This is a genomic window from Paracoccus tibetensis (genome assembly GCF_900102505.1).
Lineage (GTDB): Bacteria > Pseudomonadota > Alphaproteobacteria > Rhodobacterales > Rhodobacteraceae > Paracoccus > Paracoccus tibetensis.
Map to the genome: position 1 here is coordinate 132,303 of NZ_FMVT01000008.1, position 15,434 is coordinate 147,736.

The 15,434-nt window shown below is 68.0% G+C and carries 12 protein-coding genes; 4 read left to right on the forward strand and 8 right to left on the reverse strand.

Features of this window, described 5'->3' with window-relative positions:
• Positions 1 to 21 precede the first annotated feature (21 nt).
• Complete coding sequence (locus tag BLP73_RS12620; protein ID WP_090745041.1) at positions 22 to 2,085, reverse strand: hypothetical protein; 2,064 nt, start codon at positions 2,083 to 2,085, stop codon at positions 22 to 24.
• A gap of 67 nt (positions 2,086 to 2,152) precedes the next feature.
• Positions 2,153 to 3,565: a peroxidase family protein gene (locus BLP73_RS12625; protein ID WP_217630686.1), complete on the reverse strand. Its 1,413-nt coding sequence runs from the start codon at positions 3,563 to 3,565 to the stop codon at positions 2,153 to 2,155.
• Between the two features lie 567 nt (positions 3,566 to 4,132).
• Here BLP73_RS12625 and BLP73_RS12630 point away from each other — a divergent pair.
• Complete coding sequence (locus tag BLP73_RS12630) at positions 4,133 to 5,515, forward strand: GntP family permease (protein WP_090745047.1); 1,383 nt, start codon at positions 4,133 to 4,135, stop codon at positions 5,513 to 5,515.
• Here the strand turns inward: BLP73_RS12630 and BLP73_RS12635 are convergent.
• From BLP73_RS12635 to BLP73_RS12660, 6 genes are all read right to left on the reverse strand, one after another.
• Positions 5,512 to 7,365: an ABC transporter ATP-binding protein gene (locus tag BLP73_RS12635; RefSeq protein ID WP_090745050.1), complete on the reverse strand. Its 1,854-nt coding sequence runs from the start codon at positions 7,363 to 7,365 to the stop codon at positions 5,512 to 5,514. The two genes, BLP73_RS12630 and BLP73_RS12635, sit on opposite strands and share 4 nt — an antisense overlap.
• A gap of 1 nt (position 7,366) precedes the next feature.
• Positions 7,367 to 8,389, reverse strand: a complete 1,023-nt coding sequence (locus tag BLP73_RS12640) for an oligopeptide/dipeptide ABC transporter ATP-binding protein (protein WP_090745053.1) — start codon at positions 8,387 to 8,389, stop codon at positions 7,367 to 7,369.
• A complete protein-coding gene (locus BLP73_RS12645) occupies positions 8,386 to 9,495 on the reverse strand; it encodes an oligopeptide/dipeptide ABC transporter ATP-binding protein (RefSeq protein WP_090745056.1) in 1,110 nt (369 codons plus the stop codon). Before BLP73_RS12645 ends, BLP73_RS12640 begins: the two co-directional genes overlap by 4 nt.
• A 1-nt stretch (position 9,496) precedes the next feature.
• Positions 9,497 to 10,423: an ABC transporter permease subunit gene (locus tag BLP73_RS12650; RefSeq protein ID WP_175453352.1), complete on the reverse strand. Its 927-nt coding sequence runs from the start codon at positions 10,421 to 10,423 to the stop codon at positions 9,497 to 9,499.
• 3 nt (positions 10,424 to 10,426) lie between these two features.
• Positions 10,427 to 11,350 carry an oligopeptide ABC transporter permease OppB gene (gene oppB / locus BLP73_RS12655; protein ID WP_090745059.1) on the reverse strand — a complete coding sequence of 308 codons (924 nt, stop codon included), beginning with the start codon at positions 11,348 to 11,350 and terminating at the stop codon, positions 10,427 to 10,429.
• 86 nt (positions 11,351 to 11,436) lie between these two features.
• Positions 11,437 to 13,038 (reverse strand): peptide ABC transporter substrate-binding protein, encoded by a 1,602-nt coding sequence (locus tag BLP73_RS12660; RefSeq protein WP_090745062.1) that lies wholly within the window; start codon positions 13,036 to 13,038, stop codon positions 11,437 to 11,439.
• A gap of 131 nt (positions 13,039 to 13,169) precedes the next feature.
• Between BLP73_RS12660 and cobU the strand changes: the two genes are divergently transcribed.
• The 3 genes from cobU to BLP73_RS12675 are packed head-to-tail and all read left to right on the forward strand — an operon-like array spanning position 13,170 to position 15,343.
• Positions 13,170 to 13,700 (forward strand): bifunctional adenosylcobinamide kinase/adenosylcobinamide-phosphate guanylyltransferase, encoded by a 531-nt coding sequence (gene cobU / locus BLP73_RS12665; RefSeq protein ID WP_090745065.1) that lies wholly within the window; start codon positions 13,170 to 13,172, stop codon positions 13,698 to 13,700.
• On the forward strand, positions 13,687 to 14,640 hold the full coding sequence (gene cobT / locus BLP73_RS12670) for a nicotinate-nucleotide--dimethylbenzimidazole phosphoribosyltransferase (RefSeq protein WP_090745068.1): 954 nt from the start codon (positions 13,687 to 13,689) through the stop codon (positions 14,638 to 14,640). Before cobU ends, cobT begins: the two co-directional genes overlap by 14 nt.
• Positions 14,633 to 15,343: an adenosylcobinamide-GDP ribazoletransferase gene (locus BLP73_RS12675; RefSeq protein ID WP_090745071.1), complete on the forward strand. Its 711-nt coding sequence runs from the start codon at positions 14,633 to 14,635 to the stop codon at positions 15,341 to 15,343. Before cobT ends, BLP73_RS12675 begins: the two co-directional genes overlap by 8 nt.
• The last annotated feature ends 91 nt before the right edge of the window (positions 15,344 to 15,434 follow it).

A 15,434-nucleotide genomic window follows, 5' to 3' on the forward strand; every position in this document is an offset into this window, starting at 1 on the left:
ATTGCGGCAAGGTCGTCCAGATCAACGAGACTGCGCGATGTCGTAGGTCACGCCGCCGAGCGCCCACGCGTGAAGATGGCGAAGTCCCGGCAACTGGCCCGTCACGCGCGGGCTGTAGCGGCGCAGACAGAAGGTCGCACGACCCTTGTGCTCCGCGCCCTGCCAGATCTCGAACAAGGGATGTTCCGGCTTCCTCTGCAGCGCTTGCTGCACGTCAGCGGCACTCAGGCCCGTCTGTGCGGCCAGCCCATCGACCGTCCGCAGGTCAGGGCCGGGTGCCATCAGCGCAGCAAGCGCCGCTCGGCGCACTTCGGCTTCGGCCCCCGCGCGGCTGCCGCTTTGCGCGGCGCTGGACAGTTCGCGGACCTGGTCACGTGCGATGAGCTCGGAGATAATCGTGCGTTCAAGCCATCGGGTGAACTTCGCACGGCCGACGCCGGTCCAGAATGCTCGGAATACCGACTGCCAGAGCCGACCGCGCCAGACCTCGCGCATCGCGCGAGCCGAGACCTTGGCCACGCGGTGGCGGGTGGCTTCGAGGAGGTCCTGAATCCGCTCGATATTGAGACGAGGCCATTCCGGCTGAGGGATGTCCGCCGCCAGACGGTCTGGCAGGCGCAGGATCGGGCTTTCCATGTCGCCGTTCACCTCGCGGCCGCCCGGCAGCTTGCCGAAGTCCCGGTGCACTTGGGCAAGGTTGAAGTGCTTCTTCAGGAAGCTCTGGGCGTTGTGCCGACCAAGCGCGAAGTCGTGCGCGCGCAGGCTTTCGTCGAGGAAGCCGCCAAAGCCGCCCAGAAACCCGCTCGCCAGAGCCTTCGCGCCATGCTTCCCGTCGCGCGAGGGTGAGATCAGGAAGCGCGAGCGCCCGGTATCGTCGATCGCGGCCACAAGCTCCTCGGGCTTGAAGCGCGCCTGGTTCAGCAGCGTCGCCTTGAGTGCGGCTAGCACCCGCACCATCGCGAGGTCCGCGTCCTCGACGGTCTGAGAGATCGCGCCGTCAGGACCTTCGGGAAAGGGGTCGATCATGATGACGGCGCGATCGGCCTTTTCCGGCTCGCGGGGGTTCTGAAGAAGTTTCCAGGGGTGCTCCGGATCGGAGGCGCGCAGACAGTAGCGGACGATCTCGAACGGCTCATTGTTGCACATCCCTCCGTCGACGCCCACGAAGCCGAAGCTGGCGCTGCAGGAGTGGCGGAGGGGCAGGGGTCGGGCTTCTGGCGAGATCTCCAGCGGCCAAGCGCCGCCGCAGGACATGGCACCCGCCGCCGGATCGAGAACTCCAAGATGGCTTCCCGTGGCGCCGACAGGCTTGGCCGCGAGACCGAAGGGAAAGGCGCCGGTCGCGATGCTCATGCGACGCAGCGAATCCCAACCCGTGCCCTCGCCATGGAAATCGATCCTTGCGGGGGCGTGCGGGGTTGCTGCCTGCGGCAGCTCCAGAGGAACGCCGGCATCGCGCCAGATGTCCAGCCAGGGCGAGCCAATGTCGGCAGTGCCGAGACCCGTCAGCCTGTAATGTCCGACAAAGGCGTGGTTCGCCATCAGGTGGCCCACAGCGGGCCGCCGTGAGTCGAACGGGATGCAGTAGGCGACGCCCGAGACATTGGTGCAGGTCACGAACAGGTCGAGGTCACGGGCAAGGAACGGGTAGGTGCTGCCCGTCCACTCGACACCCGTCAGCACGCGACCCGCGGCCGCCTCGATCGCCTCGCCATTCAGGACCGAGAGGAGGTGCGGGCCGGACAGGTCGCTGTCGGAGACGAGGCCCGGACGCGCGTCATCACCGAGAAAATCAAGCTCCTCGACCCAGAGACGGTGGAGGATCGGAAGCGACGGCTCGCCGGGATGAAAGGGGCGGACGCCGTTGATCAGTGCCGGAACGGCGAGCGCGGTGCAGACCCCGCCCGCCGATGTGCCGCTCATCGCCTTCAGCACCACGCGGAGGTCGTTCTCCTGGGGGTCGCGCTCGTCCTGCGCGGCGAGCGCGGCGAAGAGGAAGTCCAGCACGCCTGCCGTATAGGCGCCCGCCGACACCGCACCCGCCATCGTCAGACCAATCGTGAAGGTGTTGCCCGCCTGTGGCATGTCTCCTCAATCCGGCTTTCACGACAGGAACGCGTGGCTGTCCAGCCACGCGTTCCGTGTGGCCGTGCTACTCCGCGGCCACGTCGACCGGAGCACCGTTGATGGGCAGGGTGGAGAGATCTTCTTGCCCAAGCTCCTTGTCCGAAGTCTTGCCCAAAGTGTAGTTGACGAGGTCGGACATCGTGAAGCGCCCTTCCTCCTTGCCGAGATGCGGCACCCAGGAAGGGTCCTGCACGAGGTAGGACGCCTTGTCGGCCATCATGATGGCGGCGAAGACGCGAGAGACGATCGCCGCGCCGACCCCTGCAAGCATCCGGCCCTGCGTGAGCATCTCGGCTTCGCAGAGGATGTAGTACCATAGCGGCGCACGGCCCTTGCCGCCATCGACGCCCGCCCAGAGCTGCGCCTCGGTCAGCTGCGGAATACCAAGATGCGCCGCCACGGTCTGGCCCGAGGGCAGCCGCGCATCCAGACCGCGCTGCAGGTTGCGGGAGGCCAGCGAGCGAACCTTCGTCACTGCGGCAACGCCTGCCGGGTCTTCTCCTTCTTCTGGCGACACCACGCTGAAGGGCAGCATCAGCAACCGGGAGGAGATGCGGCGGTCGATCTGCTTGCTCGCCAGCGCGTCCGGTCCGAAGAACGCGGCCCACTCCACCCGCAGGTTCGCGGCCACTGGCTTGCCGCCGCGCAGGTCGCCCACGAAAGGCACGGCCAGGTCGTCGTCGAGACCCGGGCGAAGCGGGAAGATTGATGCGACGCGGGGCGGCTGTTCGCCCGAGGCGCTCAACACATAGGCCGGGCGCACCTGGCTGTGACCGAACCGGTAGGCGGCGACGCTGAACTCGACCGGCATGAAGGGCTCGCCCGGGAAGCGGAACGGCATGTCGGTCAGGGTCTTGCCCATCGTCTCGGCGCCCACCGTGCGGGCGAGGAACTCGTTCAGCACGATCCACTGATAGTGCCACCGCACGATCCGCTGCGCCTCTTCGAAGCGCGCGATGCTGTCCGGGCCGTCTCCTGTCTCCGTCGCGTAGACCTTGTTGTGGAACTTCAGCATCAGCAGGTGAAGCTGCGAGATGATGACGTTCTCGTCGTTGCGCGGATCGCCGATCAGCGCGCGCCCTTGTGCGTTCCGGGGAAGATCCTCGTCGTCCGTCCCGAGCAGGAACTGGAAGGGCTTGTCGCGGTCATAGAGATAGGGCTGCTGCGCCGGTCCGAGGCCGTAGAGGCTGTCCAGTTCCAAGACAGGCGTGCGAAAGTTGCGTGTCGCGCCCGGGTCGATCTGCTGTTCCAAGAGGGACGTCGGATCGAAGGTCAGGTCATGATCGATGAACTGGCCGAGGAAGGTGTAGCCCGCCCGGATGCGGTCGTTGTCCTGGCTGGGGTCAAAGACGTCCCCACCATCCATCGCCCCGCCCGGCTTGCCAAGCTCGAGCGGACCGGGATCGAACTCGCGCAGCGAACGAAGATAGGGCAGCATTCGTCCGAAGCGCCCGGTTTCGCTGAAACGTCCCCGTGGGACAAAAGCACCACGATCAAGGAATCCGTGCATCGTTACACTCCTTCACAGATGGTTACAAAATACGGCACGTGCCTCAGGGCCACGTGCGACCACGCCAAACAGATGCTGATCGTCAGGTCCGACCTGCCTCGAAGTCAGGGTCGAGCTTTCCCCTTGGTCGCTTGACGCGACACTGAAGCTGGATCAACGCGCAGTGCTTGCCGTCGACTCAGGTCCTTGGTGCTGCACGGCAACATAGTTAACACACCAGCCGACACATCCTCAGAGGAGAGTTGCCTCTACGCCATGAGGCGAAGACTAGACCTATGGCTGTAGCCGAAGGTGGAATGCATCCGAGCATTGAGCCCGCGCTGCTGTAACTTCCCGCGCGGAACCACGTCGAGCGCCGCCTCAGCGCGTGCGGCGCGGGTGCTGCTGCCGGCTGCGGATGTCGCAAACGACCCCTGCCCAAGATTCTGCGCCGCAGCATCTTGAACCCGTCCGTGCCGCCTGACAGGCTGCTCTTGCCGAACGCGGGAGGTTTTCATGGGTCCGATCGGTATCTTCCTGTCGCTGATCCTGCTGATGTACCTGGCCTATCGGGGCATCACGGTGCTGATCCTCGCGCCGCTCCTGTCGCTGATGGCGGTGGCGCTGTCGGGCGGGCTGCCGATCCTGGCGACCTACACGCAGGTCTTCATGGCCTCGCTCGGCGGCTACGTCATCACCTACTTCCCGCTGTTCCTGCTAGGCGCGATCTTCGGCAAGATCATGGCCGACAGCGGCGCGGCGCGGTCCATCGCCGAATGGATCGTGGACAGGCTCGGCACGGGCCGCGCGATCCTGGCGGTGGTGCTGTCCTGCGGCGTGCTGACCTATGGGGGCGTGTCGCTGTTCGTGGTGGCCTTCGCAGTCTATCCGATCGGCAACGCCCTCTTCCGCCGGGCGGACATTCCCAAGCGCCTTCTGCCGGCGGCCATCGCGCTCGGCTCGTTCACCTTCACGATGACCGCCTTTCCCGGCACGCCCGCGATCCAGAACGCGATCCCGATGCCCTTCTTCGGCACCAACGTCTTCGCGGCGCCGTTCTTCGGGCTGCTGGCGGGGGTGATGATGCTGGCCGGCGGCACGGTCTGGCTGCAGCGCCGGGCGGGCATCGCCGCCGCGCGGTCCGAGGGCTACGGCGATCATCCCGCCACCTCGGCCGATGCCAGCCTGCCCGAGGACACGGACCTGCCGCCCTTCGCGCTGGCGATCCTGCCCGTGGTCAGCGTCATCGTCATCAACGCCGCGCTGACCTGGCTGGTCTTTCCGAACATGAGCGCGGCCTATCTCGCCGCCCCGGAATATGGAGAGACGGACCTAGCCGCCGTCGCGGGGATCTGGGCGATCATCGTCTCGCTGGTGGTGGCGATCTGCCTTGCCATCGCCTTGAACCTGCGCCGCTTCGGGAACCTGCGCGAAAGCGTCAACGCCGGCACGATGGGCTCGCTGCTGCCGATCTTCAACACGGCCTCCGAAGTGGGGTACGGCGCGGTCATCGCCTCGCTGCCTGCCTTCTCGGTGATCCGCGACGCGGTGCTGGGCCTCTTTCCGGACAATCCGGTCGCCTCGCTGGCGGTGGCGGTGAACGTGCTGGCGGGGATCACCGGCAGCGCCTCGGGGGGCATGTCCATCGCGCTGGAGACGCTTGGCGCGCAGTTCGCGCAGATGGGGCAGGCGCAGGGGATCAGCATGGAGCTGATGCACCGGGTGACAGCCCTCGCCTCGGGGGGGTTCGACGCGCTGCCGCATAACGGGGCGGTCATCACGCTGCTGGCGATCACGGGGCTGACCCACAAGAAGAGCTATGCCGACATCTTCGTCGTTGCGGTGGCGATCCCGGTCGTCGCGCTGGTCACGGTGATCGTGCTGGGCAGCGTGTTCTAGCGGTAGCCCTGCGCCTGCAGCTCGAACAGCTCGCGGTAGCGGCCGGGGCGGGCGATCAGATCGGCGTGGCTGCCTTGGTCCTGCACGCGCCCGCCCTCCAGCACGATGATCCGGTCGGCCATCCGCACCGAGGAGAAACGGTGCGAGATCAGCAGCGCGATGCGGCCCGCCGTCAGGTCGCGGAAGCGCTGGAAGACCTCGTATTCGGCGCGGGCGTCGAGGGCTGCCGTCGGCTCGTCCAGCACCAGAAGCTGGGCGTCGCGCATATAGGCGCGGGCGATGGCCAGCTTCTGCCACTCGCCGCCCGACAGATCGAGGCCGCGGGCAAATCGCTTGCCGACCATCTGGTCGTAACCCTGCGGCAGCTTGGCTATCACCTCGTCGGCCAGCGCCCGCTCGGCGGATGAGACGATGCGGGGGCGGTCGTCCCGCGCCTCGATCCGGCCGATGGCGATGTTCTCGGCGGCGGTGACGGCGTAGCGCACGAAGTCCTGGAAGATCACCCCAACCGTGGCGCGCAGCTGGTCGAGGTCATACTCGCGCAGGTCGCGGCCATCCAGCGTGATCCGCCCCTCGTCGGGATCATAGAGCCGGGCCAGCAGCTTGACGATGGTGGTCTTGCCCGCGCCGTTCTCGCCCACCAGCGCGACCGTCTCGCCGGCGGCGAGTTCCAGCGTCATGCGGCGCACGGCCCAAGCCTCACGGCCGGGATAGCGGAAGCCCACATCATCGAAGCGGAAGCCGTGCCGGATGGGCTGCGGGATCGGCAGCGGGTTCGGCGGCGAGGCGATGGCGGGGATCGCGGTGAAGAACTCGAAGAGATCGTCGAGATACATAGCCTCGCCCGCCATCGACGAGAAGCTCGACAGCAGCCCCTCCAGAAGCCCCCTCAGCCGCAGGAAGCTGCCCGACAGGAAGGTGAGGTCGCCGATGCTGAGGGTGCCCGTCAGCGTGCGCGCGATGATCCACAGGAAGGCGCCGTAATAGGCCAGCGTGCCAAGCGCAGTCAGCACCGCCATGACCGAGAGCTGCCGGCGCTGGATCGCGCGATTCTCAACGTAGAAGCGCCGCGCCAGCGTCAGGTAGCGGTCGCGCAGCCACGGGCTGAGGCCGAAGATCTTGACCTCCTTCGCCGTTTCCGAGGTTGCAGCGATCATCCGCAGGTAGTCGCGTTCCCGACGGTCAGGCGCGCGGCGGTGGTTCAGGGCATAGGTCTGCGCGTTGAAATGCATCTCGCCGAAAAGCGAGGGGATCAGCGCCAGCGCCAGCAGCACCACCAGCCACGGGTTGTAGAGCGTCAGCCCAACCGCGAAGCTGGCGACGGTCACCACGTCCTGCACCTGCTGCATGATCTGGCCCAGCAGCGGGATGCGCCCCATCGTGTTGCGCCGCGCGCGGTCCAGCCGGTCCTGGAAGCTGGCATCCTCGAAGCTGGCGAGGTCGAGGCCCGCCGCGTGGTCCATCAGCCGGATCGAGATGTCGATGACCAGCTTTTCCTGCAGCATCGCATCGACATAGCTGACCAGCCGCCCGGTCAGGTCCTGCGCGACGGCAAGCCCCAGCTCCAGCGCGACCAGCAGCACAAGCGTCTCGGCGAGCCCGCTGTTCCACCAGCCCTCCAGCGTCTGCGGCGCGTCCGGCAGCGCGGACAGCGCCACGACTTGGTCGATGATCAGCTTGCCGACCCACAGCATCGCGACCGGCATCAGCGCCCGGATCAGGCGCAGGACCAGCATCGCCAGCGTCAGGCCGGGGCTGGCCCGCCAGACCATCCTGAGGAACGGCGGGATGTTCTTCAGCGCCGCCCACCGGGCCGAGAAGTCGGGGGTGGGCGGCGCGCCGGGGGCCATGTCAGGCGGCTTCGGTCCGGCGGGCGCGGGCGATCTCGGCCTCGGTCAGGGGGCCGGGGAAGTGGCAGGCGACCCCGTGATCCCCGCCCAGCAGCGCGGGCACCTCGGCGGCGCAGCGTGCCTCGGCCCGCGGGCAACGGGTGCGGAAGACGCAGCCCGAGGGCGGGTTCATCGGCGAGGGCAGGTCGCCCTTCAGCGGCACGATGGTCTTGCCGGCCTCGATCGTCGGGTCCGGCACCGGCACCGCCGACAGCAGCGCCTGCGTGTAGGGGTGCTGCGGGTTGCCGTAGAGGTCCGAGGAGGACGCGATCTCCATCACCTTGCCCAGATACAGGACCATGACGCGGTCGCTGATATGTTTCACCACCGACAGGTCATGCGCAATGAAGATCAGCGACAGGCCGAGGTCCTTCTGCAACCGGATCAGCAGGTTGATGACCTGCGCCTGGATCGAGACATCGAGGGCCGAGACCGGCTCGTCGCAGATGATCAGCCGCGGCTCGACGATCAGCGCGCGGGCGATTCCGATGCGCTGGCACTGCCCGCCCGAGAATTCGTGCGGATAGCGGTTGATCTGGTTAGGCAGCAGGCCGACCTTCTCCATCATCGCCTTGACGCGATCCTTGACCTCGGCGCGGGATAGGTTCGGGCGGTGCGTGGTCAGCGGCTCGGCGATGATCTGGCCGACGGTCATGCGCGGATTGAGGCTGGCCAGCGGGTCCTGGAAGACCATCTGGATGTCGCTGCGATAGGCCATCATCTTGGCGGGGCTGAGGGCCAGCAGGTCCTTGCCGTCGATCCATTCGGCCTTTCCCGTCGCCGGGACGAGGCCGATCAGGGCGCGGGCCAGAGTGGACTTGCCGCAGCCGGATTCGCCCACGACGCCGAGCGTCTCGCCCGGCCGCAGCGTGAAATCGACGCCGTTCACCGCGCGCAGCTGGTCGGGCTTGGCCCAAGGCATGGCGCCGGGGCGGCGAATGGGGAAGCTGACGCGGAGGTCGGTGACGTTCAGAAGCGTGCTCATTCTGCCTCCTTTCCGGGGGCGGAGGGGGTGCCGGCGACGCCCGCGCCGGCGACAGCGGCGCGGGGGATCGCCTCGGCCTCGGGGATGTCGCCGGCGGCGATGGGGTCCACCTCAGGCAACTCGGCGGTGATGCGGCGGGCGAGGACGTCGGCCAGCGGCGCGTGGCAGGCGCGGGCGCGGCCGGGGGCGAAGTCCTCGAGCGGCGGATCGATCTCGGCGCAGACGGGGCGGCGATAGGGGCAGCGCGGCTCGAAGGCGCAGCCGGCGGGGGGGCGGGACATGTTCGGGGGCTGGCCGGGGATGGCGCGCAGCTCCTCGTCCTCCTGATCGACGCGGGGGATCGCGTCCAGAAGCCCCTGCGTGTAGGGCAGCGCGGGCTCGGCGAAGATCGGGCCGACCCGCCCCGTCTCGCGGATGCGGCCGCCATACATGACCGCCACCCGCTCGCAAGAGCCGGCGACGACGCCCAGATCGTGGGTGATCAGGATCATGGCCATGCCGAAGTCGCGGCGCAGGTCGGACAGAAGCTGCATGATCTGCGCCTGCACGGTCACATCGAGCGCCGTCGTCGGCTCGTCCGCGATCAGCAGCTTCGGCCGGCACAGAAGCGCCATCGCGATCATCACCCGCTGGCGCATCCCGCCCGAGAACTCGTGCGGATAAAGCCGGATGCGGCCCTTGGCGTCGGGGATGCGGACCGCGTCCAGCATCCGGACGGATTCCGCCACCGCCTCGCGCTTGCTCATCCCCTTGTGGAGGGTCAGCACCTCGGCCATCTGGTCGGCTACCCGCATGTAGGGGTTCAGCGAGGTCATCGGGTCCTGGAAGATCATCGCCATCTTCTCGGCCCGGATGCGGTTGATGAGTTTGGGCTTGGCGTTCAGGATCTCGTCCCCGTCGAAGCGCACGCTGCCCGAAGCCGCGCCGTTTCGCGCCAGAAGCCCCATGATGGCGAAGCTGAGCTGAGACTTGCCCGAGCCGGATTCGCCCACGATGCCGAGCGTCTCGCCCTGTTCGACGGAGAGCGAGACGTCGCTGACCGCGCGCACCTCGCCGTCATTGGTGCGGAAGCGCACCGAAAGGTTGGTGATGTCGAGAAGGGCCATGTCAGCGCTCCTTCGGGTCGAGGGCGTCCCGCAGGCCGTCGCCCACGAAGAAGAACCCAAAGAGGGTGATGACGAAGAAGAACAGCGGGAAGGCCAGCTGCCAGAGCGTGCCGTAGTTCATCGTGCCGGCCCCTTCCGAGATCAGCGCCCCCCAAGAGGTCAGCGGCTCCTGCACGCCAAGGCCGAGGAAGCTGATGAAGCTTTCCGTCAGGATCATCAGCGGCACCAGAAGCGTGGCATAGACCGCGACGACGCCGAGGAGGTTCGGCACGATGTGGCGGATGATGATGCGGAAGCTCGAGACGCCTGTAGCGCGGGCGGCCTCGATGAACTCGCGGTTCTTGAGGGAGAGGGTCTGGCCGCGCACGATCCGGCTCATGTCCAGCCAGGAAATGAGGCCGATGCCGAGGAACAGCATCGACATCGACCGGCCGAACATCACCAAGAGCAGGATCAGCACGAACATGTAGGGGATCGACATCAGGATATCGACCGCGCGCATCATGATCTGGTCGGTGCGCCCGCCGACATAGCCCGCCGTCGCGCCATAGAGCGTGCCGACGATCACCGCGATGGCGGCGCCGACGATGCCGACCATCAGGCTGATCTGCGTGCCCTGCACGACGCGGGCAAACAGGTCGCGGCCAAGGTTGTCGGTGCCGAAGTAGTGCCCATTGGCCAGCGACGGCGCGCCCAGCTCGGCCACGCGGCCCATGACCGAGAAGTCCAGCTCTTCGCCCGACCATGCGGCGAACTGCCCGCCGAGGGCGGCGAACAGCGTGACCAGCACGAGGATGGTCAGCCCGAACATCGCGGCCTTGTTGCGGAAGAAACGCTTGCGGGCGTCGGCCCAGGGGCTGCGGCCCTTCACCTCGTCCTGGACGAGGCGCGCCGAGAGGGACTGCATCTTGGTTTGATCGATCACCATGACCTAGTACCTGATCTTGGGGTCGATCCATGCGTAGAGCACGTCGACGAGAAGGTTGAAGAGGATGGTGAGCGTGCCGATCAGGATCGTCACGCCCATCATCACGGCATAATCGCGGTTCAGCGCGCTATCCACGAAGGCCTTCCCGATCCCGCCGGTCGAGAAATAGATGTCGATCACGACCGAGCCGGTGATCATCGACACGAAGACCGGGCCCAGATAGCTGATCACCGGCAGCATCGCGGGCTTCAGCGCATGGCGGATGATGACGCGGCTCTCGGGCATGCCCTTGGCGCGGGCGGTGCGGATGTGGTTGCTGCCCAGCACCTCCAGCATCGAGGACCGCGTGATCCGCGCGATCGAGGCCATGTAGCTGGTCGAGAGCGCGATGACCGGCATGATCCAGAAGCTGGGGTCGTTGAAGCTCCACCCGCCGCCGGGCAGGACGCGGTACCAGAGCGTGAAGACCAGCACCAGCAGCGGCGCCATGACGAAGTTCGGCAGCACCTGCGCTCCGATCGAGATGCCGACGGCGAGATAGTCGAGCCAGGTGTTGTGCCAGATTGCCGCCGCGACGCCCAAGGCGACGCCGACGACCACGGCGGCGACGAAGGCCAGCCCGCCATAGGTCAGCGTCACCGGAAAGCCGGCGGCGATCAGCTGGTTCACCGTGCGGTCGGGATAGACGAAGCTGGGGCCGAAGTCGAAATGGACGACGATGCTGACAAGGTAGTTCCAGATCTGCAGCCAGAGCGGGTCGTTCAGACCGTATTGCGCCTCGAGGTTGGCAAGGACGGCCGGGGGCAGCGCGCGCTCGCCCGTGAACGGGCCGCCGGGCGCCAGGCTCATCAGGACGAAGGAGAAGACGATCAGCAGCAGCAGCGTGGGGACTGCCACCGCCAGCCGCCTCAGAATGAATGCGAACATCGCGGGAGGGCCTTTCCTGCGGAAACGAAAGCGATGGGCCGGAGCGGAAGACAACCCGCCCCGGCCCATCCTGTCATGCGGCTGCCTTACTCGGCGACGCGGTAGAGGTCCTTGGCATACCAGGTGTTGCGCAGGTTCTCGGTCGGCAGGCCCTTGATCGACTCGTTGATCATGTCGACCTTGGCGTAGTGATAGACCCAGACCGCGGGAACTTCGGCGTCCAGGATCTCCTCGGCGCGGCGGTAGAGCGGCTCGGTGTCCTCGGCCGTGGCGGCCTCGGCCAGGATCTGGTCATACTCGGCGTTCGACCACTTGCCGCTGTTGTAGCCGTCCGTGCGGAACCAGTCGAGGAAGGTCGAGGCCTCGTTGTAGTCCGCGCACCAGGCGTAGCGGGCCATCTCGAAGTCCTGGTTCTGAAGGCGGTCGGTGTGGACGGCCCATTCGACGTTGTTCAGCTCGATCTCGATGCCGAGCGGGCGCCAGAACTGCTGCGCGGCGATGGCCAGCAGGCGGTGGTTCTCGTCGGTGTTGTACTGCAGCTGCAGGCGCACCGGGTTGTCCGGGCCATAGCCCGCCTCGGCCAGCAGCTCGCGGGCGCGCTCAACGCGCTCGTCCTGCGTCATGTCCTGCATTCCGCCCTCGGGCGCGGCGAAGCCGTTGATGGCCCAGTGCGTCCAGGTATAGGCCGGGCGCTGGCCGCCCTGCAGGATCTGGTCCACGATCACGTCGCGGTTCAGCGACAGCGCCATCGCCTCGCGCACGCGCTGGTCCTTGAGAACCTCGGGGCCCTTCTCGGACAGGTTGAAGACATAGGCGTAGGAGCAGCCGTAGGGGACCGAGGTCGCCTGGTCCGGGAACTCGGCTTCCAGACGCGGGAACTGGCCGGCCGGGATCTGCACGCGGTCAAGCTCGCCCGCCTGGTAGCGGGTCAGCGCGACGTTGTTGTCGTTCACCGTGACGCCGCGGACGGTCTCCATCACGACATTCTCGGCGTCCCAGTATTCCGGGTTCTTCTGCATCACGATCTCGACGCCCAGATTGTGGCTGGCAAGCGTGTAGGCGCCGTTGCCGACGATGTTCTGCGGCTGGATCCAGGCATCGCCCAGCTCCTCGACCAGCGCGCGCGGCACCGGGTAGGTCGTCGCGAGCGACAGGGTGTTGATGAAGTAGGGGGTCGGCTCGGAGAGGGTGACTTCCAGCGTCTTGTCGTCCACCGCGCGCACGCCCAGCTCGCTCGGCTCCATCTCGCCGGCGATGACCTGCGTGGCGTTGGCGACGTTCATCAGCTCGATGTACCACGCGTATTCCGAGGCGAAGGCGGGCGTGACGACGCGCTGCCAGCCGTAGACGAAATCCTCGGCCGTCACGGGCTCGCCATTCGACCAGTTCGCGTCGCGCAGGTTGAAGGTGTAGGTCAGCCCGTCCTCGGAGACCTCGTAGCTTTCCGCAACGCCGGGGATCATCTCGCCCTCGGCATTCTCGTTCATCAGCCCCTCGAAGAGCTGGCGCAGCACGTCCGAGCCCTCGACATCGGTGTTCTTGCCCGGATCGAGCGACTTGATCGCGTCCAGCAGCCAGTAGGTATAGGTCTGGGTCTCGGCCAGGGTCTCGCCTTCGGCGGGCTGGACCGCATAGGCTGGCATCGCCAGCGCGGCGACGAGGGCGGTGGTGGCGAACAGCTTGGTCATCTTCAACTCCTCCAAGTTGTTTGTCGGTGTCTTCTGCACCGGAATGGACTGCACATTATGCAGCCCGCGCGCGTGGGCAAGTCCGGTTTCCCGCTTCACAGGCACGGCGGCTTGTGGAAAGGATGCGCGCGATGATGACCCGGCCCCATATTACCCTCGTCACCGGCGGCGCCCGGTCCGGCAAGTCGGCCCTGGCCGAACGGCTGGTGCGGCGCTTCGGCCTGCCGCTGATCTACATCGCCACCGCCGAGGCGCGGGACGGCGAGATGGCCAGCAGGATCGCACAACATCAAGCCTCTAGGGGCAAGGGCTGGACGACGATCGAGGCGCCGCGCGATCTGCCGGCGGTGCTGGAGGGCTGTGACGGGCAGGGCGCGCGGCTGGTCGACTGCTTGACGCTGTGGCTCTCGAACGGCGCGAATGCAGCGGATTTCGACCGACTGGTTGTGACGTTGCGTCAGCAACGCTGTCCTGTTGTGCTCGTCACCAACGAGCTGGGGCAGGGGATCGTCCCGGCCGACCCGATGACGCGGCGCTTCCGGGACGATCACGGCCGGTTGAACCAGCGCGTCGCCGAAGTCTCGGACGAGGTCTGGACCGCGATCAGCGGCCAGCCGCTGCGCCTGAAGCCGTGGAGGCACGATCCCGATGCGCCGCTTTGACACCGTCGCCGCCGAGGCCGCGCGCGCCCGCCAGGACCAGCTGACCAAGCCGCAGGGCGCCCTCGGCCGGCTCGAGGAGCTGGCGATCTTCATGGCCGGCTGGCAGGGCACGGACCGCCCGCGGATCGAGCGGGCGCAGGCGCTGGTCTTCGCCGGCAATCATGGCGTCGTCGCCCGCGGCATCACGCCCTTCCCGGCCGAGGTGACGGCGGCGATGGTCGCCAATTTCCGCGCCGGCGGCGCCGCGATCAACCAGCTCTGCCGCAGCGCAGGTGCGGCGCTCTCGGTTGTCCCGCTGGAGCTGGACCGGCCGACCGCCGATTTCACGCAAGGGCCCGCCATGAGTGCCGCCGAGGTGTCCGCCGCGATGGCGGCGGGCGCCGCGGCCGTCGATCCTGCGGCGGACGTGCTGCTTCTGGGCGAGATGGGGATCGGCAACTCGGCCGTCTCGGCGGCGCTGGCGGCCAGCACCTTCGGCGGCACGGCCGAGGACTGGACCGGCCCCGGCACCGGAGCCTCGGGCGAGATCATGGCGCGCAAGATCGCCGCGGTCTCGGCGGGCCTGGCCCTGCACGCGCCCGAGGATGCGCGCGGCACGCTGGCGGCCTTCGGCGGGCGCGAGCAGGCGGCCCTCTGCGGCGCGATCCTCCGGGCGCGCGAGCTGGGCCTGCCGGTGATCCTCGACGGCTTCATCTGCACCGCCGCCGCCGCCGTCCTGACGCGCGACGACCCGGAGGCGCTGGCCCATTGCCTCATCGGGCACGAAAGCCGCGAGCCCGGCCACCGCCGCCTGATCGCGGCGCTCGGGATGCGGGCGGTGCTGTCGCTCGACATGCGCCTTGGCGAGGGTTCGGGCGCGGCGGTTGCGCTGATGGTCCTTCGCGCCGCCTTGGAGTGCCACAACGGCATGGCGACCTTCGCCGAGGCCGGCATTGGCTAGGCTGCAGCAGCTGGCACTGGCCGCGGTCTTCCTGACGCGCCTGCCGCTTGGCCGCGTGCTGCCGCCGCGCGTGATGCCGCTGGCCGAGGCGGCCTGGGCCTTCCCGCTGATCGGGGCGCTGATCGGCGCCATCGCGGCGCTTCCGCTCTGGGCGCTCGGGCCGGGCCTTCTGCCCGCCGCACTGGCGCTGGCGCTGGCGGTCTGGCTGACCGGCGCGCTGCACGAGGACGCGCTGGCCGATTTCGCCGATGCGGGCGGAGGCCGGGATGTCGCGGACCGGCTGCGGATCATGCGCGAGCCGACGGTGGGCAGCTTCGGGATCATGGCGCTGCTTTGCGCCTTCGCGCTGCGTGTGTCGGCGCTGGCGGTGCTGGGGCCGTGGCATCTGGTCGCGGCAGCGGCGACTGGTCGCGCCGCGGCGGCCGGGCTGATGCTGATGCCGCCGGCGCGGGCGGACGGGTTGGGGCAGGGCGCGGGGCGTCCCGCGCCGCTTGCCGTCGGCATGGCCGCCGCCATCGCCGTTCTCATCCTGCTGCTCGCGCCCGGCCGGGCGCTGCTGCCGCTGCTCGGCGCGCTGGCGGCGGCCGCCGCGGTCGCGCTGCGTGCGCGGCGTCTCGTCGGGGGGCAGACGGGGGACGTGCTGGGCGCCGCCTCGCTCTGCGCCGAGACCGCGGTGCTGGTCACCTTCGCGCTGCTGACCTAGCGTCAAGGGCCGCGAAAAACTTGACCCATGCCCGCGGCGGCCTTAACGCAGGGCCTTGCGCGAAGAGGCCGGAGTCAACCGGCCGGGGCGG

What these genes read in the sequence shown, in the direction of transcription:
- BLP73_RS12620 (WP_090745041.1), bottom strand. Translation starts at nt 2,085, where the DNA reads ATGCCACAGGCGGGCAACACCTTCACGATTGGTCTGACGATGGCGGGT.
- BLP73_RS12625 (WP_217630686.1), bottom strand. Translation starts at nt 3,565, where the DNA reads ATGCTGCCCTATCTTCGTTCGCTGCGCGAGTTCGATCCCGGTCCGCTC.
- BLP73_RS12630 (WP_090745047.1), top strand. Translation starts at nt 4,133, where the DNA reads ATGGGTCCGATCGGTATCTTCCTGTCGCTGATCCTGCTGATGTACCTG.
- BLP73_RS12635 (WP_090745050.1), bottom strand. Translation starts at nt 7,365, where the DNA reads ATGGCCCCCGGCGCGCCGCCCACCCCCGACTTCTCGGCCCGGTGGGCG.
- BLP73_RS12640 (WP_090745053.1), bottom strand. Translation starts at nt 8,389, where the DNA reads ATGAGCACGCTTCTGAACGTCACCGACCTCCGCGTCAGCTTCCCCATT.
- BLP73_RS12645 (WP_090745056.1), bottom strand. Translation starts at nt 9,495, where the DNA reads ATGGCCCTTCTCGACATCACCAACCTTTCGGTGCGCTTCCGCACCAAT.
- BLP73_RS12650 (WP_175453352.1), bottom strand. Translation starts at nt 10,423, where the DNA reads ATGGTGATCGATCAAACCAAGATGCAGTCCCTCTCGGCGCGCCTCGTC.
- oppB (WP_090745059.1), bottom strand. Translation starts at nt 11,350, where the DNA reads ATGTTCGCATTCATTCTGAGGCGGCTGGCGGTGGCAGTCCCCACGCTG.
- BLP73_RS12660 (WP_090745062.1), bottom strand. Translation starts at nt 13,038, where the DNA reads ATGACCAAGCTGTTCGCCACCACCGCCCTCGTCGCCGCGCTGGCGATG.
- cobU (WP_090745065.1), top strand. Translation starts at nt 13,170, where the DNA reads ATGATGACCCGGCCCCATATTACCCTCGTCACCGGCGGCGCCCGGTCC.
- cobT (WP_090745068.1), top strand. Translation starts at nt 13,687, where the DNA reads ATGCGCCGCTTTGACACCGTCGCCGCCGAGGCCGCGCGCGCCCGCCAG.